The 22,004-nt window shown below is 35.7% G+C and carries 16 protein-coding genes and 1 riboswitch; of the genes, 14 read left to right on the forward strand and 2 right to left on the reverse strand.

What is annotated here, in order from left to right:
- Positions 1-5: 5 nt before the first annotated feature.
- Positions 6-2,567, forward strand: coding sequence for a sodium-translocating pyrophosphatase (locus tag LPC23_RS04380; RefSeq protein WP_229331386.1), 2,562 nt, complete (start codon positions 6-8; stop codon positions 2,565-2,567).
- A 72-nt stretch (positions 2,568-2,639) separates the two neighbouring features.
- Here the strand turns inward: LPC23_RS04380 and LPC23_RS04385 are convergent, their stop codons facing one another.
- Positions 2,640-3,254 carry a deoxynucleoside kinase gene (locus tag LPC23_RS04385; RefSeq protein WP_229331388.1) on the reverse strand — a complete coding sequence of 205 codons (615 nt, stop codon included), beginning with the start codon at positions 3,252-3,254 and terminating at the stop codon, positions 2,640-2,642.
- Positions 3,255-3,515: 261 nt separating this feature from the next.
- Here LPC23_RS04385 and LPC23_RS04390 point away from each other — a divergent pair, with 261 nt between their 5' ends.
- Together LPC23_RS04390 and LPC23_RS04395 are read left to right on the forward strand one after the other, a co-directional pair.
- On the forward strand, positions 3,516-4,436 hold the full coding sequence (locus LPC23_RS04390) for a GLPGLI family protein (protein ID WP_229331390.1): 921 nt from the start codon (positions 3,516-3,518) through the stop codon (positions 4,434-4,436).
- Between the two features lie 33 nt (positions 4,437-4,469).
- Positions 4,470-7,220: a carboxypeptidase regulatory-like domain-containing protein gene (locus LPC23_RS04395; protein WP_229331392.1), complete on the forward strand. Its 2,751-nt coding sequence runs from the start codon at positions 4,470-4,472 to the stop codon at positions 7,218-7,220.
- 59 nt (positions 7,221-7,279) lie between these two features.
- Here LPC23_RS04395 and metK read toward each other — a convergent pair whose 3' ends face one another.
- The gene (gene metK / locus LPC23_RS04400) at positions 7,280-8,530 is read right to left on the reverse strand and encodes a methionine adenosyltransferase (protein WP_229331394.1); all 1,251 of its coding nucleotides are present in this window, start codon (positions 8,528-8,530) and stop codon (positions 7,280-7,282) included.
- Between the two features lie 467 nt (positions 8,531-8,997).
- Positions 8,998-9,104: riboswitch (SAM riboswitch) on the forward strand.
- 77 nt (positions 9,105-9,181) lie between these two features.
- On the opposite strand from metK, the gene LPC23_RS04405 reads away from it, so the two are divergent.
- The 11 genes from LPC23_RS04405 (at position 9,182) to cobA (ending at position 22,000) form a co-directional block, all read left to right on the forward strand.
- Complete coding sequence (locus LPC23_RS04405) at positions 9,182-10,144, forward strand: alpha/beta fold hydrolase (protein ID WP_229331396.1); 963 nt, start codon at positions 9,182-9,184, stop codon at positions 10,142-10,144.
- 24 nt (positions 10,145-10,168) lie between these two features.
- Positions 10,169-12,580 carry a bifunctional aspartate kinase/homoserine dehydrogenase I gene (gene thrA, locus LPC23_RS04410; RefSeq protein WP_229331398.1) on the forward strand — a complete coding sequence of 804 codons (2,412 nt, stop codon included), beginning with the start codon at positions 10,169-10,171 and terminating at the stop codon, positions 12,578-12,580.
- A gap of 188 nt (positions 12,581-12,768) precedes the next feature.
- Entirely contained in the window at positions 12,769-13,200 is a 432-nt protein-coding gene (locus LPC23_RS04415) for an OsmC family protein (RefSeq protein ID WP_229331400.1), read from the forward strand.
- Between the two features lie 19 nt (positions 13,201-13,219).
- Positions 13,220-14,392: a trans-sulfuration enzyme family protein gene (locus LPC23_RS04420; RefSeq protein ID WP_229331402.1), complete on the forward strand. Its 1,173-nt coding sequence runs from the start codon at positions 13,220-13,222 to the stop codon at positions 14,390-14,392.
- Positions 14,393-14,480: 88 nt separating this feature from the next.
- A complete protein-coding gene (locus LPC23_RS04425) occupies positions 14,481-14,891 on the forward strand; it encodes an RrF2 family transcriptional regulator (RefSeq protein WP_229331404.1) in 411 nt (136 codons plus the stop codon).
- Positions 14,892-15,003: 112 nt separating this feature from the next.
- Positions 15,004-15,906 carry a sulfite exporter TauE/SafE family protein gene (locus LPC23_RS04430; protein ID WP_229331406.1) on the forward strand — a complete coding sequence of 301 codons (903 nt, stop codon included), beginning with the start codon at positions 15,004-15,006 and terminating at the stop codon, positions 15,904-15,906.
- The gene (locus tag LPC23_RS04435) at positions 15,906-16,607 is read left to right on the forward strand and encodes a phosphoadenylyl-sulfate reductase (protein ID WP_229331408.1); all 702 of its coding nucleotides are present in this window, start codon (positions 15,906-15,908) and stop codon (positions 16,605-16,607) included. The genes LPC23_RS04430 and LPC23_RS04435 overlap by 1 nt, the downstream gene beginning before the upstream one ends.
- Positions 16,608-16,724: 117 nt before the next feature.
- Positions 16,725-17,624 (forward strand): sulfate adenylyltransferase subunit CysD, encoded by a 900-nt coding sequence (gene cysD / locus LPC23_RS04440; RefSeq protein ID WP_089081165.1) that lies wholly within the window; start codon positions 16,725-16,727, stop codon positions 17,622-17,624.
- A gap of 147 nt (positions 17,625-17,771) precedes the next feature.
- Positions 17,772-19,016, forward strand: a complete 1,245-nt coding sequence (locus LPC23_RS04445) for a sulfate adenylyltransferase subunit 1 (protein WP_229331410.1) — start codon at positions 17,772-17,774, stop codon at positions 19,014-19,016.
- Positions 19,017-19,146: 130 nt separating this feature from the next.
- Positions 19,147-21,237 carry a nitrite/sulfite reductase gene (locus tag LPC23_RS04450; protein WP_229331412.1) on the forward strand — a complete coding sequence of 697 codons (2,091 nt, stop codon included), beginning with the start codon at positions 19,147-19,149 and terminating at the stop codon, positions 21,235-21,237.
- Positions 21,230-22,000 (forward strand): uroporphyrinogen-III C-methyltransferase, encoded by a 771-nt coding sequence (cobA, locus tag LPC23_RS04455; protein ID WP_229331414.1) that lies wholly within the window; start codon positions 21,230-21,232, stop codon positions 21,998-22,000. Before LPC23_RS04450 ends, cobA begins: the two co-directional genes overlap by 8 nt.
- The last annotated feature ends 4 nt before the right edge of the window (positions 22,001-22,004 follow it).

Genomic DNA, 22,004 nt, shown 5'->3' on the forward strand with positions numbered 1-22,004 from the left:
TTTTTATGAATGCATTTATGATTTACTTGCCAATAGTAATGGCAATTATTGGACTTTTGTTCATGGCGGTTAAAAGAGCTTGGGTACTAAAACAAGACGCTGGAGATGGAAAGATGAAAGAGATTTCAGATTACATTTACGAGGGTGCCTTGGCGTTTCTTAAAGCAGAATACAGATTATTGACGTTCTTCGTTATTGGCGCTAGCGCCGTTTTAGCGGGGATTTCTTTTATAGTTCCTACAACACATATATTAATTGTAGTAGCCTTCATTTTTGGGGCTTTCTTTTCTGCTTTAGCAGGTAATATGGGAATGAAAATAGCAACCAAAACTAATGTAAGAACCACTCAAGCGGCTCGTACGAGTTTGCCACAAGCTTTAAAAGTTTCTTTTGGAGGTGGAACGGTAATGGGCTTAGGCGTTGCAGGTTTAGCAGTTTTAGGTTTAACAGCTTTCTTTATTTTCTTCTTTCATTTCTTTATGGACGGAGTTTGGGGAGTTGATGGAACTGAAAAAATGACTATTGTATTAGAAACTTTAGCAGGATTCTCATTGGGTGCTGAATCAATTGCTTTATTTGCACGTGTGGGCGGAGGTATTTACACTAAAGCTGCCGATGTAGGGGCTGACTTAGTTGGTAAAGTAGAAGCAGGTATTCCAGAAGATGATCCACGTAACCCTGCTACTATTGCTGATAACGTTGGTGATAACGTAGGAGATGTTGCCGGAATGGGTGCCGATTTATTTGGTTCGTATGTGGCAACGGTTTTAGCGGCGATGGTGCTTGGAAACTATGTGATTAAAGATATGGGTGGTACAATCGAAGACGCTTTTGGCGGAATCGGACCAATTTTGTTGCCAATGGCGATTGCTGGTTTTGGAATCTTATTTTCTATCATCGGAACGATGTTAGTGAAAATTTCAAGTGACGATGCTAAAGAAGCACAAGTACAAAAAGCATTGAACATTGGAAACTGGGTTTCTATTGCATTGACTTTAGTAGCCTGTTACTTTTTAGTTGAGTACATGTTGCCTGCTACTATGAAAATGGAATTCTATGGCGAAGGATTGAAAGACATTTCATCTATGCGTGTATTCTATGCTACTATTGTAGGTTTAATTGTTGGTGGTGCGATTTCATCGGTAACAGAATATTATACAGGATTAGGTACAAAACCCGTTTTGGCGATTGTTCAAAAATCATCAACAGGTGCTGGAACTAACGTAATTGCTGGTTTGGCAACAGGAATGATTTCTACTTTCCCAACCGTAATTTTATTTGCTGCAGCTATTTGGTCTTCCTATGCTTTTGCAGGATTCTATGGGGTAGCTTTAGCAGCTTCGGCGATGATGGCTACAACAGCAATGCAATTGGCAATTGATGCTTTCGGACCTATTTCTGACAACGCTGGAGGTATTGCTGAAATGAGTGAATTACCAAAAGAAGTGCGTACACGTACCGATATTTTGGATTCTGTTGGAAACACAACTGCAGCAACTGGAAAAGGTTTCGCCATTGCTTCGGCGGCTTTAACCTCTTTAGCTTTATTTGCGGCCTATGTAACCTTTACAGGTATTGACGGAATCAATATTTTCAAAGCTCCTGTTTTGGCCATGTTGTTTGTTGGAGGAATGATTCCAGTAGTATTCTCTGCTTTGGCAATGAATTCTGTAGGAAAAGCAGCAATGGATATGGTGTACGAAGTACGTCGTCAGTTCAAAGAAATTCCAGGAATTATGGAAGGAACTGGCAAACCAGAATACGGTAAATGCGTGGAGATTTCTACTAAAGCGGCTTTACGCGAAATGATGTTACCAGGAATCTTAACGATTGGTTTCCCAATTGCGATTGTTCTTTTAGGTAAATTAGTATATGCTGATAATAACCAATTAATCGCAGAAATGTTAGGCGGTTATATGGCAGGAGTTACCGTTTCAGGTGTGCTTTGGGCAGTGTTCCAAAACAATGCTGGAGGAGCTTGGGACAATGCTAAAAAATCTTTTGAAGCAGGAGTTGAAATCAATGGTGAAATGACCTACAAAGGTTCAGACGCACACAAAGCAGCTGTAACTGGAGATACTGTTGGAGATCCGTTTAAAGATACGTCTGGTCCATCAATGAACATTTTAATTAAATTGACGTGTTTGATTGGATTAGTAATTGCACCAATCTTAGGAGAAGGAAGTACGACTCACAAAGAAATGACTTACCATGTTGAGATGAAATCGTGTGAAGAAGGAGAAATGATGGGTAATTGTGATATGAGCAAATGCGCTACTATGACTAAAGACGAATGTGCTAAAATGTGCGACAGTCTGAAATGTACTCCAGAGCAAAAAGCAATGTGTTTATCTAAGTATGATGCTAATGGTAAATACATAGCGAAAGAAGAAAAAGCCTGTTGTGCAAAAAAAGGAGAAGCTAAAAAACAAGTGAATGTTCAAATGACCAATGAAAACGGTAAAGTAAAAGCAACAGTTACTGTTTCTGAAAACGGAAAACAAACTGTTCAAGTTTTTGAAGGAACAGAAGCTGAAGTGAAAGCCAAAGTTGAAGCTATTAAATAGATTTCAATTTTAAACTAATAAAAATGCCTCAAGAAATTGAGGCATTTTTTTATACTATAATTTTGATTTAGATTAAAACAGACCGTTGATTTCAGCATCAATTCGGTTAATGATGTTTCCTAAATCTTCTGGATTGTCAACAAAATTAATATTGTCTACGTCGATAATTAACAATTTCCCTCGGTCATAGGTATGAATCCAAGCCTCATAACGTTCGTTCAAACGGCTTAAGTAATCAATTGAAATCGAGTTTTCGTACTCGCGACCACGTTTGTGAATTTGACCTACTAAATTAGGAATAGAACTACGCAAGTAAATCAATAAATCAGGTGCTTTTACCAAAGATTCCATCAACTCAAAAAGGGAAGAATAGTTTTGGTAATCACGATTGGTCATCAAACCCATCGCGTGTAAGTTGGGAGCAAAGATGTGAGCATCTTCGTAAATCGTTCTGTCTTGAATGATTTTTTTACCGCTTTCGCGAATTTGCATTACTTGACGAAAACGACTGTTTAAGAAATAAATTTGCAAGTTGAATGACCAACGCTCCATTTGGTGATAGAAATCATCCAAATACGGATTATCAACTACGTCTTCAAAATGAGGTTCCCATTTGAAATGTTTAGCCAATAAATTAGTTAATGTTGTTTTTCCTGAACCTATGTTTCCTGCTACTGCTATATGCATTACGGTAGTGTGATTTAATAATTGATAAATTTCTAAAGGGGTAAAAATAGATAAAAATTAATGTTTGCCACACATTTTATCGAATGATTTATTCACAATTGAAGAATTCATTGGTTGTTTGTTTATTTCGCCTTTATTATATGAATTGGCATTAAACCATTTGATTTTCAACTAGTCTATAAAAAGTATTTAACATTTTTTTGGTAACAAATCGAAGTTTATTCGACATATTTGCACAAATAACCCATAAATCAATACCCGATGAAAAAAACAATACTACTATTTTTCTTTGCATTAGTTTATACTAATACTTTCGCCCAAAAAGATTTCCAAGGGATGGCGGTGTACGAATCGAAAACCAGCACCTCAGATTTTAAAGCGCGCTTTGAAGGAAATAAAAGCATAACTCCGGATATGCAAAAAATGATGGAAGAGCGAATGAAAAAAATGTTTGAAAAAACCTTTGTTTTAAATTTTGACAAATCGGCTTCAATTTATAAAGAAGAAGAAAAATTAGAGGCTTCAAATCAAGGAGGAGGATTTCGTATGATGAGTTCAATGACAGGTGGCGGAGGTACTTACTATAAAAATGTAAAAGATAAAACGTATAGTGTTGACAAAGATTTTATGGGTAAGGAATTTTTAGTAAAAGATTCCTTAGCCAGTTTTAATTGGAAAATGGAAGCTGAAACCAGAGTAATAGGCGGATACACCTGTTACAAAGCTACTGCAGTGAAAGCCGCTAGCAAAACAGATTTTAGAAACTTCCGTCCAAAAAAAGAAGAAGCAGCACAAAAAGATTCGCCTAAAAAAGAAGAAACTGCACAACAAGAAAAACCAAAGGAAGCGCCTAAAACTAGTTTTATGGACGCCCTGGAATTGCCAAAAGAAATTACGATTACAGCTTGGTATACTCCTGAAATTCCAGTAAGTCAAGGACCTGAAGGATATTGGGGTTTACCTGGTTTGATTTTAGAGGTAAACGATGGTAAAACAATTATTCTTTGTTCTAAAGTGGTTTTGAATCCAAAAGAAAAAACTGAAATTAAAGCGCCTTCAAAAGGCAAAACAGTCTCTCAAAATGAATATGATGAAATTGTAGTGAAAAAAATGGAAGAGTTTAGAGAAATGAACCAAGGTCGTAGTGGTGGTGGCGGATTCCAAATACGAATGGGGCAATAAAATATAAAAGACTTTAATTATAAATTGATTGGAATGAAAAAAATAATTCTGTTTATCATATTGTTAGTAATGCCTTTCGTTTATGGTCAGAATGTGCGTTTTGAAGGGATTGTTCTCGATTCTGAAAAAGCGCCACTCGAAATGGCTAATGTTATGGCAGTCAATCAAACGTCTAAAGCGATGGATGCCTATGCCATTACTAGTGATAAAGGGAAGTTTGTTTTGAATCTAAAATCGAATACGTCCTACATTGTAAAGCTGAGTTATATTGGAATGCAAAACAAAGAAATTTCAGTGACTACAAAATCAGAAAATATAGTTCAGAATATCACAATGGATTCTGGCGGAATTGAATTGGCAGGTGTTGAAATTGTTCGTGAAATGCCTGTTTCTATCAAAGGCGATACTATTGTGTACAACACAGATTCATTCAAAACTGGGGAAGAACGAAAATTAGAAGACGTCTTTAAAAAACTGCCTGGATTTGAAGTGTCGTCAGATGGACAAATTCAAGTAGAAGGGAAACAAGTAAGAAAACTTTTTGTTGACGGAAAGCCATTTATGGAAGGCGACACAAAATTGGGTTCTAAAAACATCCCTTCTGATGCGGTAGATAAAGTACAAGTGATGCGTAATTTCAATGAAGTTTCTCAAATGAAAGGGATTGAAAATAATAATGACGATATCGCAATTAATATTAAACTGAAAAAAGAAAAAGATAAATTTTGGTTTGGAGATATAAGTGCTGGTGCAGCTAATGATAGAGGATATATTGTTAATCCAAAATTATTTTATTATTCTCCAAAAACGAGTGTCAATACTATTGTTAACTTGAATAATATTGGCGAAGTTTCTTTAACATCCGCTGATTTTTTCAGAATAACAGGAGGAGCAAGAAATACTATCGGTAGAAACGGGACTTCATTGAATTTGAATCGAAACTTCTTCGGTTTATCTGGCGGAGATAATGTGGCTAAAATGACGGATAAATTCGGGGCACTGAATTTGAATCATTCGTTTTCAAAAAAATGGTCGGTTTCAGGATTCGGAGCCTATTCTTCAACCTATAATCAGTCCATTACTAATTCAGAGCGCGGTATATTTCAGCCCAATACTACTCAAATCGCAACTCTTGAAAATAGAAAAAATCAAACCGATTCAAAAAATATAGCCTTTATTTCTAAATTCGGATCCAAGTTCAAACCCAATGATAATTTTCAATTGGATTATGATGCCTTTTTAAGAAAAAATGGGCAACAAGAAGACAACGTTAACCAAACGAATTATACGTCATTTATTAATTCAATTCCAATTAATAGCTCGAATTCTATTTTTTCTTTTCAAGAACAAGACCCTATTTCATTCAATCAAAGTTTAAACTTGTTTTATACTCAAAATCCAAAAAGCACTTGGGTAGTTGAGATGCAACATCAGTATGAGGATGAAGATCCATTTTACAATCCTCAATTATCAGTAAATCCATATCAAAACTCAAATACATCAAACCCTAATGATCCTAGTTCTATTTTTGTTAGGGAAAGCACCTTAAATATAGAGCAATCCAGATTCGTTAAAACGAATAAGTTGGATGCTAAATTGGATTACTTCTATCAAATTACCAATAAAAGTATTTTGAACTTAACGGTGGGGAATACCAATGCTTTCCAATCGTATAACTCTAGTTTATTACAAATATTACAAGACAAGTCTGTCGTTGAAATAGACAATGCATTATATAGTAATCAAGTTCGTTATTCATTTAACGACGCATTCTTAGGAGTTCACTACAAGTTTATGTTAGGAAAGTTTACCTTTAATCCTGGGATATCATACCATCAATACCGTACCAATAACACCCAATTTAACAGACCGTTTCAATTGAATTTCAATCGATTTTTACCAGATGTATTTGCGAGATGGGATATGAAAAAATCAGAAAACATTACCTATAATTACAGCGTTAAAAACGGCTTTAACGATATTAACTCTTTGGTTGAAGGATATGTTTTTACTAATTTTAATAGTATAGCAAGAGGAAATTCAGGATTAGAAAATTCATTAATTACCTCACACCGATTGAATTACTCTAAATACAATTTGTATAATTTCACTACAATTTTTGGAAATATATCCTATACAACTACTAAAAATCCTGTTGTCAATGGAATTTTATTCCAAGGGATTTATTCTACTTCTGATCGATTGAATTTAGATGCTGAAAATGAAAATTTGAATAGTACTCTTTTTTATTCTAAAAGTTTTAAAAAATATTACAAGATATCTGGTGGAGTAAATGCCAGTTGGAATAGAAATTTTGTCCTTAATAGAGCTATTATTGGCGGAGCCGTTAAAGAATTTATCCAAGGAATTGAAAATATTAATCACGGGTACAATCTAACGTTGGGGACTCAATTCAAGAAGCTTCCAAATATTGATTTAGGGTATAGAATCAATTTTTCTGAGCAAGCAAATAATGCATTTACCACTCAGAGTCCAAATGTGAAATTGAATTATTATTTCTTAGAAGGAATGAATATCAATTGGGATTATTCGTTCAACCGATTTAGAAATGAAACTTCTGGGTTAACCAATGATTTTAAAATTATGGCAGCAAGTATCAATTATGCTAAAAAAGATGCCAAATTGGAATACAGAATTCAAGCGAATAATTTATTGAATACCAAGTCAAGGTTGAATAACTCGTTTAGCGTGAATGGATACAATGCCAATGAGACGATTATCCTCCCTAGGTTTGTTACATTCGTATTGAAATACAACATATAAAAAAAAACGAGTTTTCTTAATATTAAGAAAACTCGTTTTATATTTTTGGATAAAAAGATTTACAATTTAAAAGCTGTTTTTACAGCATCTACAAAATCTAATTTTTCCCAAGTAAATAAATCTACAGTAACAGTTTTAGTTAATCCGCCAGGAGCAGAGAAAGTTTTAGTAACCGTTTCAGGAGTACGTCCCATGTGTCCGTAAGCAGCTGTTTCACTATAGATAGGATTTCTTAATTTCAAACGTTGCTCAATAAAGTACGGACGCATATCAAAAATACCTTCCACTACTTTACTAATTTCTCCGTCAGTCAAATTTACTTTAGAAGTTCCGTAAGTGTTTACGTTGATTGATGTTGGTTTTGCCACACCAATAGCGTACGATACTTGCACCAAAACTTCGTCACATAATCCTGCTGCTACTAAATTTTTAGCAATATGACGGGTTGCATAGGCTGCAGAACGGTCAACTTTAGATGGATCTTTTCCGGAGAATGCCCCACCACCGTGAGCACCTTTTCCACCATAGGTATCAACAATGATTTTTCTTCCTGTCAAACCAGTATCTCCGTGAGGTCCTCCTATAACGAATTTTCCTGTTGGGTTGATATGATAGGTAATATTATCATTGAATAAATGGGCATATTGTGGGTATTTCGCTTTAATACGTGGAATCAAAATACTAACCAAGTCTGATTTGATTTTAGCTAACATTTTAGCTTCTTCATCAAAATCGTCGTGCTGTGTAGAGATTACAATCGCATCAATACGAACTGGTTTGTTGTCATCTGAATATTCAAGAGTTACTTGAGATTTAGCATCAGGGCGCAAGTATTTGATTTCGTTGTTTTCTCTTCTCAAGTTAGCCAACTCAATCAAAATTGCGTGAGATAAATCCAATGCCAAAGGCATGTAGTTTTCAGTCTCATTGGTAGCATAACCAAACATCATTCCTTGGTCACCTGCTCCTTGTTCTTCTTTACTGGCTCTATCAACTCCTTGATTGATATCAGCTGATTGTTCGTGAATAGCTGAAAGAATACCGCAAGAATTTGCTTCAAACATATACTCACTTTTAGTGTAACCAATTTTCTTGATCACATCACGAGCAATTTGTTGTACATCTAAGTAGGTATTGGATTTAACTTCTCCAGCCAAGATCACCTGACCAGTAGTTACCAAAGTTTCACAAGCTACTTTTGAATCGGCATCAAATGCCAAAAAATTATCGATTAATGCATCGGAGATTTGATCAGCTATTTTATCTGGATGTCCTTCACTCACAGATTCTGACGTAAATAAATAAGCCATAATAATTTAATTTTATTTAAAATTAAGCGAGGAAAAAAGGGTGTTGCCACGAAATGCTAAAGGGAAGTTCCTGCTTTAGCATTTTTTAACGAGGTTGCAATCAGTTCAAATTTTTCCTCTGAAATTAGAGTGCAAAGTTATAAAACGATTTTGATTTCCAAATTAAACTTTGTCTTTTTTTTAAAATTTATATGGTTTAACTAATATGAAATAAAAAAAATGAGTTCATTTTCAATTTTCTTTCGTTTTGATGAATTCATAATAAAACGATTTGATTCTGTTGTAAAGTTGTGTTATAGGTGTAAGATTGATTCTTACAAATGAAAAATAACTAAAATTTTCACAGTTGGCAGGAGAAACATTACTGCAATCAGAGCAATCTTAGGTTGAATATAAGTCGGCGAGATTTGTTTTTTTAATAATTATGACGTTAATTTGCAATTCAAAGTTCAAATAAACGTATTGAAATGTTATAAAGAAAGGTAGAGGGATTAGACCCAGTGAAGCCTTAGCAACCCTTCGGTAAATCGAAGAAGGTGCTGCATTCTACCACAGTAATGTGGAAAGATAACACGAGATTTTTTCTAGTTTACTTCTAGATTTTCTTTCTAATATTTCCAGCACAAATCAATATTTACAACCGATTTGACATTGGAAAATAAATTCAACCAAATACAAACACATAATTTCACCACAGAAAGTGGTGAACATTATCCTATAATCAATTTAAGTTACCAAGTTTTTGGACCTCAATTGAATACAGCACCCATTGTTTTGGTCAATCACGCCTTGACGGGAAATTCTCAAGTTATTGGAGAACAAGGTTGGTGGAATGATCTTATTGGCGAAAGCAAAACCATTGACACATTGAAATACACCGTTTTGGCATTCAATGTTCCTGGTAACGGATATGATGGCTTCCTGATAGAAAATTACAAAGATTTCAATGCAAGAGATGTTGCACGGTTATTTAACCAAGGAATTAAAAACTTGCAAATTAAGCAGTTGTTTGCGATAATTGGAGGTTCTGTTGGTGGCGGAATTGCTTGGGAAATGGCAGCTTTAGAACCTAAAATTACCCAACATTTAATTCCGATTGCAACCGATTGGAAATCGACAGATTGGTTGATTGCGAATTGTTTTTTGCAAGAGCAAATTTTAGCCAATTCGTCAAAACCAATTGAAGACGCCCGCATTCACGCGATGTTGTGTTATAGAACGCCAGCCTCTTTTTCGGCTAAATTTCAACGGACACTAAATGAAGAATTGCAAGTGTATAATGTAGAAAGTTGGTTAGCGCATCACGGTAATAAGTTGCAAAAGCGTTTTCAGCTATCGGCATACAAAATGATGAACCAGTTATTAAAGACGATTGATATTACAAGAGGAAGAGATTCATTTGTATCAATAGCATCAACAATAGAAGCGCATATTCATATTATTGGGATTGATTCTGATTTGTTTTTTACGGCAAATGAGAACCGTGCTACTTATGAAGAATTAAAAAAACACAAAGAAAATGTATCCTATCAAGAGATTGTTTCCATTCACGGTCACGACGCTTTTTTGATAGAATACCAACAATTACATAATTTATTGGCTACCATTTTTTAGTGGTATAACCAAAAATCAAATACTATGAAGATTTTAAAATTTGGAGGGAAATCATTATCCAATGGAGAAGGATTAGATAAAGTAGTTGCAATTATTTTAGACAAAGTGAACCAAGGCGAAAAAATAGCCGTGGTGGTTTCAGCACGTGGCAATGCCACTGATGAGTTGGAGGGAATATTGGATAGTGCTGCTAAAAATGAAAGTTATAAGATAATGTTGGACCAATTCAAATTGGAACAGCAAAATGGTTTTATAGATGTTGATTTTTCAGAGGAATTTACTGTTCTTGAAAAATTATTTGAAGGTGTAAGCTTAATTGGAGACTATAGCAGCAAAATTAAAGACCAAATTTTGTCAATTGGCGAATTGCTTTCGGCAAAATTACTGACGGCTATTTTGGTTAATAATGGTGTAAATGCGCGTTTTGCAGACAGTAGAGAATTAATTAAAACCGATTCGAAATTTGGCGATGCGCAACCAATTGAACAAGCTTCTAAGAAAAATGTAATTCAGTATTTCAAAGAAAATGAAGATGCAGTGAATATTGTAACAGGCTTCATTGCTTCGAATGCTAAAAACGTAACGACTACTTTAGGAAGAAACGGAAGTAATTATACCGCTTCTTTGATTGCTAATTATTTGGATGCGGAAGAATTACAGAACTACACCCACGTAGACGGAATCTACACTGCAAATCCTGATTTAGTGCCTGACGCCAAGAAAATTGATTATTTGACGTTTAACGAGGCGAATGAGTTGGCTAATTTTGGGGCTACCATTTTACACGCTAAAACGATTATTCCGTTATTGGAAAAAAATATTCCGCTTCGTATTTTAAATACCTTCAATCACGAAAATAAAGGAACTTTAATTCGTTCTACAGCCAGTAAAGAAGGAATCAAAACACTTTCTGTTTTGGAAAATGTGGCTTTGGTAAATTTAGAAGGACGTGGATTGCTTGGAAAAACAGGCGTCGATGCCCGAATTTTTAAAGTCATGGGTGATAATGACATCAGTGTAAGTATTATTTCGCAAGGTTCTTCAGAGCGAGGAATTGGTTTAGTAGTTGATGCGGATAAAGCATCTTTAGCGATGATCCAGTTAGAGAAAGAATTTGAAAATGATTTCTATTCGAAAGATGTGAATAAAATTTCGGTAACGGATAATGTGTCGGTGATTTCTATCATTGGACAAGATTTAAGCACTTTTCACAAACCATATACCGCTTTGATTAAGAACAAGATTGTTCCGATTTTGTTCAACAACACGGTTACGGGTAAAAACGTGAGTTTGGTAGTAAAAAAATCCGAATTGAATCGTGCCTTGAATGTAATTCACGGAGAGATTTTTGGGGTTTCCAAAAAAATCAACATTGCCATTTTTGGACACGGATTAGTAGGCGGAACTTTGATTAATCAAATTTTGGAATCGGCTACTGCTATTGAAAAACGTAAAGATGTGAAGTTGAATATTTTTGCTATTGCCAATTCACAAAATGTACTTTTAAATAAGAATGGAGTAACACCCAATTGGAAAAACGAAATCCAAAACAAAGGAACTTTATATACTATTCAAGATGTAATTGATTATGCTAATGAGCATCATTTGGAAAACCTAATTGCAGTAGATAATACTGCTAGTGCTGAATTTGTTGAGAATTACATTCCGTTGATAGAAAGTAGTTTTGACTTAATTTCGTCTAATAAAGTAGCGAATACCTTGAGTTATAGTTTCTACAAAAAACTACGCAAAGTATTGGCAGACAATCAAAAAACCTATTTGTATGAAACCAATGTTGGTGCTGGTTTGCCATTGATTGATACGATTAAATTATTGCACCTTTCAGGAGAAAATATCACTAAAATTAAAGGAGTGTTTTCAGGCACATTGAGTTATTTGTTCAATAATTTCTCAGCTAAAGATGTTCCGTTCAGCGACATCTTGAAAGAGGCGATTGATAACGGTTATACCGAACCCGATCCAAGAGAAGATTTATGTGGAAATGATGTGGGTAGAAAATTATTAATTTTAGCACGTGAATTGGATTTGCAAAACGAATTTGAAGAAATTGAAATTCAGAATTTAATTCCAGAACATTTGCGTGAAGGAAGCGCATCTGAATTTTTGACTAAATTGAAAGAATTTGATGCGGTCTACGCCAAAATAAAAGCAGAACAACAACCGAATCACGTGTTGCGTTACATTGGCGAATTGTCAGGCGATTTGCAAAGTGACAAAGGAAATTTAGAAGTAAAATTAGTTTCAGTTCCATCAGATACGGCATTAGGCGGATTGAAAGGATCGGATTCATTCTTCGAAATATACACGGAATCGTATGGCGATAGACCGATTGTAGTTCAAGGAGCAGGAGCAGGCTCGGCAGTAACTGCAAGAGGTGTTTTTGGAGATATTTTGAGATTGTCAGACAAAGGGTAAAGCCCCCTAACCCCCAAAGGGGGAATGAACAAGGAGAAAATAGATATTAAAAATAGAATTAAGTAGGATTCGTCTTTTATTTAATGATTATAAAAGAGATTTTTAAATTTACACAGTACTAACTTAAAATACGACTTACCTCCAGTCTAAACTCCCTCCCATATGGGGAGGGTCGGGGAGGGGCTAATATGAAAATAACATTAGAAAGAGTAAATGATAACTTTCATTTTCAATTGAAAAATGATAGAGGGCATCTTGTCAATGTGGATGCGCGTCCAGAGTATGGAGGAAATGATATGGGACCAAGTCCAATGGAATTGGTATTGATGGGAGTAGCAGGATGTAGCGGAATCGATATGATTTCGATTTTGAAAAAACAACGTCAAGAAATAACTTCCTTTAAAGCTGAGGTAGAAGGAGAGCGCGTACCAGTAGGAGACGCTAGTCCATTTAAAACGATTCAGGTTGTTTTCTTTTTAGAAGGCCCAATCAACGAAGATAAAGCGGCTAGAGCGGCACAATTATCCTTTGAAAAATATTGCTCTGTTTCCAAAACTTTAGAACCTACAGCAACAATATTGTACAAAGTAGTATTGAATGGAGTGGAATTAGCGAATTAAAAAAATAAATACAACTACAATGAACGAAGAAGATTTCGGTTTTGAAACCCAAGCGATACGCGGTCAATTAGAAAGAACACAATATTTGGAGCATTCAGTGCCTTTGTACTTAACCTCTAGTTTTGTTTTTGAAGATGCTGAAGATATGCGTGCTTCTTTTGCAGACGAAAAAGAGCGCAATATCTATAGCCGATATAGCAACCCCAATACAATTGAATTTATCAATAAGGTATGCCAAATGGAAGGTGCCGAAACCGGTTTTGCTTTTGCCTCAGGTATGGCAGCGGTGTATTCTACTTTTGCGGCTTTATTGAAATCGGGAGATCATATTGTTTCGGCGAGTAGTGTTTTTGGGGCAACCCATTCGTTGTTTGTGAATTATTTCCCAAAGTGGAACATTGAAACGACTTATTTTGACATTAATGCTCCGGAAACAATAGAAAGTTGTATTCAACCCAATACTAAAATTTTATTTGCGGAGTCGCCAACCAATCCTGCGGTAGATATTATCGATTTGGATTTATTGGGAAAAATTGCTAAAAAACACAATTTGATTTTAATCATTGATAACTGTTTTGCAACGCCTTATTTACAACAACCTATCAAATGGGGAGCCGATTTGGTGATACATTCAGCTACAAAATTAATGGACGGTCAAGGACGTGTTTTAGGTGGAATTACAGTGGGTAGATCTGATTTGATTAAAGATATTTATCTTTTTTCTCGATTAACAGGACCTACTTTATCTCCTTTTAATGCGTGGGTTTTGTCAAAAAGTTTGGAAACATTAGCCGTTCGTTTGGAAAAACATTGTGAAAATGCATTGAAAGTAGCCGAGTTTTTAGAAAACCATCCACAAGTAAATAAAGTTAAATATCCGTTTTTGAAATCGCATCCTCAATATGCCATTGCACAAAAGCAAATGAAGTTAGGAGGCAATATTGTCGCTTTTGAAATCAAAGGCGGAATCGAAGCCGGAAGAGCCTTTTTGGATAAAATAAAATTATGCTCTTTGTCGCCAAATCTTGGAGATACTAGAACAATTGTAACACATCCCGCTTCTACAACGCATAGTAAATTATCTGTTGAAGAACGTTTAGCGGTAAGCATTACTGATGGTTTAGTTCGTGTTTCGGTAGGTTTAGAAACCGTTGCGGATGTAATTGCTGATTTGGAACAAGCCTTATCTTAAAATTTACGATTTTGAATATTGAATTTACGATTTAGTGTTATAATTTAGCACATCGTAAATCCCACATTGTAAATCGTACCTATAATACATGTTATCAAAGAAAACAAAATACGGAATAAAAGCATTGACTTTCTTGGCGCGCCAAGAAAATCATACGCCTGTGCAAATTGCTGAAATAGCAAAGAGCGAACATATTTCGATTAAGTTTTTAGAAAGCATTTTATTATTGTTACGTCATTCCGGTTTTTTGGGTGCCAAAAAAGGAAAAGGGGGCGGATATTATTTAATTAAAGATCCCAAAGACATCAATATGGCGCATGTGTACCGTATTTTAGAAGGCCCCATTGCATTACTACCTTGCGTAAGTCACAATTTTTATGAAAAATGTGATGATTGTGTGGACGAAGCGAGTTGTTCAGTACATAAATTAATGACCGAAGTCCGCGATAACACGCTGATGATACTCGAAAACAACACCCTCGCAGACGTCTCTTTTTAAATCTAAACTTTTTTAAATTCCTTTTTGTAATTAGTAAAAAAGAATTACTTTTGCATTTTAATCTACTAATCCGATAGGATAATAGTTTTTAAATAAAATATAACTAATAGAAATGAGCAATCAGTTAATCAAGGATACAACTTCACCAAAAATCAAGACTACTTTTTTTCAGCGTCTTTGGGTAATTATCCCTGTTGTTTTATTGGCAGGTTTGATTTCTAGTTTGATTTACAATCATCATGCTGAGTTTTCTTGGGATAGTTTGGTAGCAGGTTTTGACCAAGAGTTGTTGGTTTTTTTCTTAATTGGAATTTTTGCTCAGTTAGTAGACGGCACTTTAGGAATGGGATATGGAGCTACTTCCACTTCCTTTTTATTGGCTTATGGTATTCCGCCTGCAATAAGCAGCACAGGAGTTCACGTTGCAGAGATGTTTACTACAGGAGTTTCGGCTATATCGCACCATCGTTTTGGAAATATCAACAAAAAACTAGTAAGGCATTTGTTAATTCCTGGAGTTTTGGGTTCTGTTACAGGAGCCTATTTACTGTCTGATGTAATTGACGGAGATGTAATAAAGCCTTTTATTGCCGTATATATGATTGTATTGGCTATAATAATTATTAGAAAAGCAGCTCAAAAGAACATTGTCAAAAAGAAGACCAAACGATTAAGTATTCTTGCTTCTTTTGGAGGTTTTATGGATGCTGTTGGCGGCGGTGGTTGGGGGCCAATTGTAACCTCTACCTTGTTAGGACGTGGTAGAAATCCTCGCTACACGATAGGTTCTGTAAATGCTGCCGAGTTTGCTGTTTCTTTTGCCAGTGGGTTAACTTTTATGCTTTTTGGTGGAATTGAAGGTTGGCAAGTAATTATTGGTTTGATTTTAGGAGGCGTAATTGCAGCGCCTATTGCTGCCATTTTAGTAAATAAAATTCAAAGAAAGCCGATGATGATTGCAGTGGGAATTTTAATTGTCATTTTAAGTTTACGAACCTTATCTAAATTACTATAATGAGTACATCAGTCGTAGCCAGTTTATTGGAAAAAACAAAAGACTTCTCTATCGAGGAGACGCTTGCTTTTTTGGCGAATGAATATCCAAATCAAGTGGTTTTCTCTACTTCTTTTGGACAAGAAGATCAGGTAATTACTGATTTGATTGGTAAAAATCAGTTGCCAATAAAGGTTTTTACATTGGATACAGGGCGTTTGTTCCAAGAAACATACGATGTGTTTCATAAAACATTGAAAAAATACAAAACCGAAATTAAAACTTATTTTCCAGATACAATTGCAGTAGAAAGTTTGTTAAATCAAAAAGGTCCAAATAGTTTTTATGCTTCGGTAGAAAATAGAAAAGAATGTTGTTTCATTCGAAAAGTAGCGCCCTTAACCAAAGCTTTGAAAGGCAATGCCATTTGGATAACCGGTTTAAGAGCAGAGCAATCAGAGAATAGAAGTGATTTGAACTTTTTTGAATACGATGCTCATTTTGATATCATTAAATTCAATCCATTGTTAAAATGGACCTTACCCCAAGTAGAAGAATATTTAGAAAAGAATAACGTCCCTCAAAATAGTTTGCACAAACAAGGTTTTGTAAGCATTGGTTGTGCGCCTTGTACTCGTGCAATTCTTCCAGGTGAAGATATTAGGGCAGGGAGATGGTCTTGGGAATCAAGTCATAAAGAATGTGGGTTACACCAAAAATAGTTATTAGTCAATAGTAATTAGAGATTAGAATATAATAATTAAAGAGTAGTGGAAAGTTTAATGATAAGAGGTTAACAAACCTTAAACTTTAAACTTTAAACTTTTAAACAATGATAAATGAGTTCAATAGTAAAAACAAATGCTTTAGAAAGCGAAGCGATATACATTTTTAGAGAAGTAATTGCTCAATTTGAAAAACCCGTATTGCTTTTTTCAGGTGGAAAAGATTCAATTACCTTGGTACGATTGGCACAAAAAGCCTTTTTTCCAGCTAAAATTCCTTTTCCATTGTTGCACGTGGATACAGGTCACAACTTTCCTGAGACGATTGAATTTAGAGATAAATTGGTAGCCGAATTAGGGTTAGAATTAATTGTTCGCAATGTACAAGATGCTATTGATCAAGGAAAAGTAGTAGAAGAATCTGGGAAATATTCGAGCAGAAATAGCTTACAAACTACAACGCTTTTGGATGCGATTGAAGAATTCAAATTTGATGCTTGTATTGGAGGAGCGCGAAGAGATGAAGAAAAAGCAAGAGCGAAAGAACGAATTTTTTCGGTACGTGATGATTTTGGTCAGTGGGATGAGAAAAACCAACGCCCTGAATTATTCGATTTGTTGAACGGTAAAATTGAGTTGGGTCAAAATGTTCGTGTTTTCCCAATTTCCAACTGGACAGAATTAGACGTTTGGAGTTATATCGAACAAGAAGGAATCGAAATTCCGTCGATTTATTTTTCACATAAACGTAAAGTATTCTTAAGAGACGGATTGATTTGGTCGCATTCGCCATTTGTTTACCAAGAGGAAGATGAAGAAATTGAAGAGAGAATTGTTCGTTTTAGAACGGTAGGTGATATGAGTTGTACGGCGGCTGTTGAATCATATGCAGCAACCATTCAAGAAGTAGTTGGAGAGATTCGCTCGTCAACCATTTCTGAAAGAGGGGCTAGAATTGACGACAAACGTTCAGAGGCTGCAATGGAGAAAAGAAAACAACAAGGGTACTTTTAGAAAAAAGGATTTGGTTGATGGTTATTAGTTGATAGGTTATAAATAACCCAACCCCTTTTAGAATGTAAGTTTTAACTATTTTGTGCGGTTTTGTTTAAGTTGAGAATCCGACAACCAACAACCGACAACCAATAACTAATTAAAAACATGGAAGTTTTAAAAATAGCAACAGCAGGAAGTGTAGATGACGGAAAGAGTACTTTAATCGGGAGGTTATTGTATGATACCAAATCATTGACTACGGATAAAATTGAAGCAATAGAAAAAAGCAGCAAGCAAAAAGGCTACGATTATCTTGACTTTTCTTTGGCTACGGATGGTTTAGTTGCCGAAAGAGAGCAGGGGATTACGATTGATGTAGCCCATATTTATTTTTCGACTGCAAAGAAAAGTTACATTATTGCCGATACTCCTGGTCACGTAGAATATACGCGTAATATGGTAACAGGAGCTTCGACTTCTCAAGTGTCGATCATTTTGATTGATGCTCGTAAAGGAGTGATTGAGCAAACTTACCGACACTTCTTTATCAATAATTTATTGCGTGTGAAAGAGGTAATTGTTGCAGTAAACAAAATGGACTTAGTCGATTATTCAGAAGAAGTTTTTAACAAAATCAAAGCCGACTTCCAAGCCTTAAATGCCAAAAGTTCGTTCAAAGAACAAAACGTAAGTTACATTCCGTTGAGTGCTATTAATGGAGGGAATGTGGCTGATAAATCAGAAAATATGCCTTGGTACACTGGGCAAACAGTATTGGAACATTTAGAAGATTTGAAACCTGAAGATGTTTTTGAAACCGGTAAAACGCGTTTCCCTGTGCAAACGGTTATTCGTCCAAAAACCGAAGAATACCACGACTTTAGAGGATATGCTGGAAAATTATACGGGAACTCAATTAAAGTGGGCGATGCCGTTACGGTTTTACCTTCGTTAACCGAATCAAAAGTATCCAAAATACACTTCTTTGACCAACAATTTGATGAGGCTAAAGCAGGTTCGTCTATTGTAGTTGAATTGGAAAACGACATCAATGTGACTCGAGGCGATATGATTGTGAAATCAGGAGAATTACCGCAAGTAGAAAAAGATATTAATGCGACTATTTGCTGGATGGACAGCAAGAAATTAATGCCGGGAACCAAGTATTTGGTACAACACAATACGAATAGAGTTTTGGCTAAAATTGATGCAATCAAAAATGTGATTGCGACAGATTATTCAGGAGCAACTCCCGCTACGCAATTAGCGATTAACGAAATTGGAGAAGTAACGATCAAATTAAGCAAAGCATTGTATTTTGATAAGTACAATGATAACAAATCAAATGGAGCGTTTATTTTAATTGACGCCAATACCAACACAACAGCGGGAGTTGGATTTATAAATTAAATAAAAGCTATCGGCTTTGGGCTTTGAGCCTAAAGTTTCTAAAGGAATAAAAAGACAGGGTTTAGAAATAGACCAAAATCATTAAAATAATAGTCCAGAGCCCAAAGCTCAAGGCTCAAAGCCCAAAAAAATGGAAAGTTTTAGAACCGAAATAGAAAATCCGATTGTCCAAAAAGACATTATCGATTTAGAAAGAAAAATTCGATTATTCAAAGAAGGAAAAATTGATGACGAACGTTTTCGTAGTCTTCGTTTGGCCAGAGGAGTGTATGGTCAGCGTCAAGAAGGGGTGCAAATGATTCGTATCAAATTGCCTTTTGGTAAAGTGAGCAGCGAACAATTAGTGCGTATTACTAAAGTGTCTGACGAATATTCGACAGGACGTTTGCACATTACTACGCGTCAGGATATTCAAATCCACTACGTAAGTTTGGATAGAACGCCGCAGCTTTGGGCTGATTTGGAAAAAGACGATATCACGCTGAGAGAAGCTTGCGGAAATACGGTTAGAAATATTACAGCGAGTGAAAATGCAGGAATTGATCCAGAAGAACCTTTTGATGTGTCGCCTTATGCACATGCTTTGTTTCAGTTTTTCTTAAGAAATCCAGTGTGTCAAGAAATGGGACGTAAATTCAAAATGTCTTTTTCTTCTTCTGATAAAGATACGGCTTTGAGCTATTTGCACGATTTAGGATTCATTCCAAAAATTATCAATGGAGAACGCGGATTCAAAGTAATGTTAGGTGGCGGATTAGGTTCGCAACCCAGTCACGCCGAATTACTTTCAGATTTTGTGCCGGTAAACCAAATTATTCCGATGACAGAAGGGGTCTTGCGTATTTTTGATCGCTATGGCGAAAGAGCCAAACGCTTGAAAGCCCGTATGAAATTCTTAATTAAAGATATTGGTAAAGACGAATTCTTGCGATTGGTAGAAGAAGAGAAAAAAGCCTTGTCTTTTCAGACAGTAGAAATTGACACAACTGCTTTTGATGGTCCAATTCCAGCACCTGCATTAGAAGTGCCAAAAGTGACTATTGAAGATACTGCAAGTTTTGAAGCTTGGAAAAAATCGAATGTCATCGCTCAAAAACAAGCAGGTTATGTAGCCATCGGAATTAAAGTGGCTTTAGGTGATTTTTACACTGATAAAGCAAGAGCTTTGGCGGATTTGATTAAAAATTATGGAGCCAATGAATTGCGTTTTACCTTGCGTCAAGACATTTTGATTCGCAACATTAATGAAGAAAACTTGCCATTCTTTTACCAAGAATTAGCCAAGTTGGATTTTGTTACCTTAGGATACAATACCATCAATGACGTTACGGCTTGTCCTGGAACTGATACCTGTAATTTAGGAATTGCCAGTAGTACAGGAATTGCAGTAGAATTAGAACGTGTTTTAGCAACCGAATATCCGCAATATAGCAATAACCAAGAAATCACGATTAAAATCAGTGGTTGTATGAATGCTTGTGGACAACATAATATGGCAGAAATTGGTTTTCAAGGAATGTCCATCAATTCTGGAAAATTAGTAGCACCAGCCCTTCAAGTATTGTTGGGAGGTGGTAACTTAGGAAACGGTCAAGGTCGTTTTTCAGATAAAGTAATTAAAATTCCAAGTCGAAGAGGACCTGATGCTTTGCGTTTGATCTTAAATGATTTTGAAGCAAATGCCAATGGACAATCGTTCTTGAATTATTATGAAGCAAAAGGAGAAAAATATTTTTACGAATTTTTGAAACCTTTAGCCGATGTAACCAACTTAACAGAAGCTGATTTTGTGGATTGGGGAAATGCAGACAACTACGTAAAAGCAGTAGGTGTGGGTGAATGTGCAGGAGTGGTGATTGATTTAGTGGCTACTTTATTGGTAGAAGCGAAAGACAAATTGACGTTCTCTCAAGAAGCCTTGAACGATCAAAAATGGTCGGATTCCATTTATTTGACTTACGCAGGATTTGTGAATGCTGCCAAAGCGTTATTGCTTGCTGAAAATCAAAAAACAAACCACCACGCCGGAATCATCGATTTGTTTGACACCGTTTTTGTGGAAACCAATACCATTCAACTAGCAACTGCTTTCAAAGATTTGGTGTACCAAATTAAAGCGAACGAAGCTTCAGAAGTATTTGCGAAAGAGTATTTAGAACAAGCAAAAGCATTCTTCGAAACGATTGAAAAATATAGAGAAAAAGATTTAGCTGATGCATAAAACAATACAACCCAAAGTAACTTTAGTTGGTGCTGGTCCAGGCGATCCAGACTTGCTAACTATCAAAGGAGCCAATGCTTTAGCAGAAGCTCAGGTGGTTTTGTATGATGCCTTGGCAAACGAAGAAATTCTAACCTATGCACCAAAAAAATCAATCAAGATTTTTGTGGGAAAAAGAAAAGGATGTCACGCGTATTCGCAAGACGAAATCAATCAATTGATTGTGGACAATGCCCTGACTTATGGACACGTAGTGCGTTTAAAAGGAGGCGACCCGTTTATTTTTGGTCGTGGAAGTGAAGAAATTGATTTTGTAGAGAGCTTCGGAATTCCTACAGCCGTAGTACCTGGAATATCTTCTTCGGTAGCAGTGCCGGCTTATCAAGGAATTTCATTAACTAAACGCGGAGTTTCAGAAAGTTTTTGGGTAATTACAGGAACTACTTCGGATAGAAAATTGTCAACTGATGTAGCTTTAGCTGCACAATCATCAGCCACGGTGGTGATTTTGATGGGAATGAGTAAATTGGCGCAGATTGTGAGTTTGTTCCAAAACGAATCAAAAGGAACAACTCCGGTAGCCATTATTCAAAACGGAACGACTCCAAAAGAAAAAATAGGAGTGGGAACCATTGACAGCATTCAAGATGTAGTGGCGGAAAAGAAATTAAGTTCGCCAGCCATTATTGTCATTGGCGAAGTGGTAAGAGAAAGTAATAAACTAAAAGATTTCTATCACGACTATTTGATAGAAAAAAGATAAACAG

The sequence above is a fragment of the Flavobacterium ammonificans genome (assembly GCF_020885975.1).
Lineage (GTDB): Bacteria > Bacteroidota > Bacteroidia > Flavobacteriales > Flavobacteriaceae > Flavobacterium > Flavobacterium ammonificans.

What these genes read in the sequence shown, in the direction of transcription:
- cobA (WP_229331414.1), top strand. Translation starts at nt 21,230, where the DNA reads ATGCATAAAACAATACAACCCAAAGTAACTTTAGTTGGTGCTGGTCCA.
- LPC23_RS04435 (WP_229331408.1), top strand. Translation starts at nt 15,906, where the DNA reads ATGAGTACATCAGTCGTAGCCAGTTTATTGGAAAAAACAAAAGACTTC.
- metK (WP_229331394.1), bottom strand. Translation starts at nt 8,530, where the DNA reads ATGGCTTATTTATTTACGTCAGAATCTGTGAGTGAAGGACATCCAGAT.
- LPC23_RS04395 (WP_229331392.1), top strand. Translation starts at nt 4,470, where the DNA reads ATGAAAAAAATAATTCTGTTTATCATATTGTTAGTAATGCCTTTCGTT.
- LPC23_RS04390 (WP_229331390.1), top strand. Translation starts at nt 3,516, where the DNA reads ATGAAAAAAACAATACTACTATTTTTCTTTGCATTAGTTTATACTAAT.
- thrA (WP_229331398.1), top strand. Translation starts at nt 10,169, where the DNA reads ATGAAGATTTTAAAATTTGGAGGGAAATCATTATCCAATGGAGAAGGA.
- LPC23_RS04445 (WP_229331410.1), top strand. Translation starts at nt 17,772, where the DNA reads ATGGAAGTTTTAAAAATAGCAACAGCAGGAAGTGTAGATGACGGAAAG.
- LPC23_RS04415 (WP_229331400.1), top strand. Translation starts at nt 12,769, where the DNA reads ATGAAAATAACATTAGAAAGAGTAAATGATAACTTTCATTTTCAATTG.
- cysD (WP_089081165.1), top strand. Translation starts at nt 16,725, where the DNA reads ATGAGTTCAATAGTAAAAACAAATGCTTTAGAAAGCGAAGCGATATAC.
- LPC23_RS04420 (WP_229331402.1), top strand. Translation starts at nt 13,220, where the DNA reads ATGAACGAAGAAGATTTCGGTTTTGAAACCCAAGCGATACGCGGTCAA.
- LPC23_RS04450 (WP_229331412.1), top strand. Translation starts at nt 19,147, where the DNA reads ATGGAAAGTTTTAGAACCGAAATAGAAAATCCGATTGTCCAAAAAGAC.
- LPC23_RS04425 (WP_229331404.1), top strand. Translation starts at nt 14,481, where the DNA reads ATGTTATCAAAGAAAACAAAATACGGAATAAAAGCATTGACTTTCTTG.
- LPC23_RS04380 (WP_229331386.1), top strand. Translation starts at nt 6, where the DNA reads ATGAATGCATTTATGATTTACTTGCCAATAGTAATGGCAATTATTGGA.
- LPC23_RS04430 (WP_229331406.1), top strand. Translation starts at nt 15,004, where the DNA reads ATGAGCAATCAGTTAATCAAGGATACAACTTCACCAAAAATCAAGACT.
- LPC23_RS04385 (WP_229331388.1), bottom strand. Translation starts at nt 3,254, where the DNA reads ATGCATATAGCAGTAGCAGGAAACATAGGTTCAGGAAAAACAACATTA.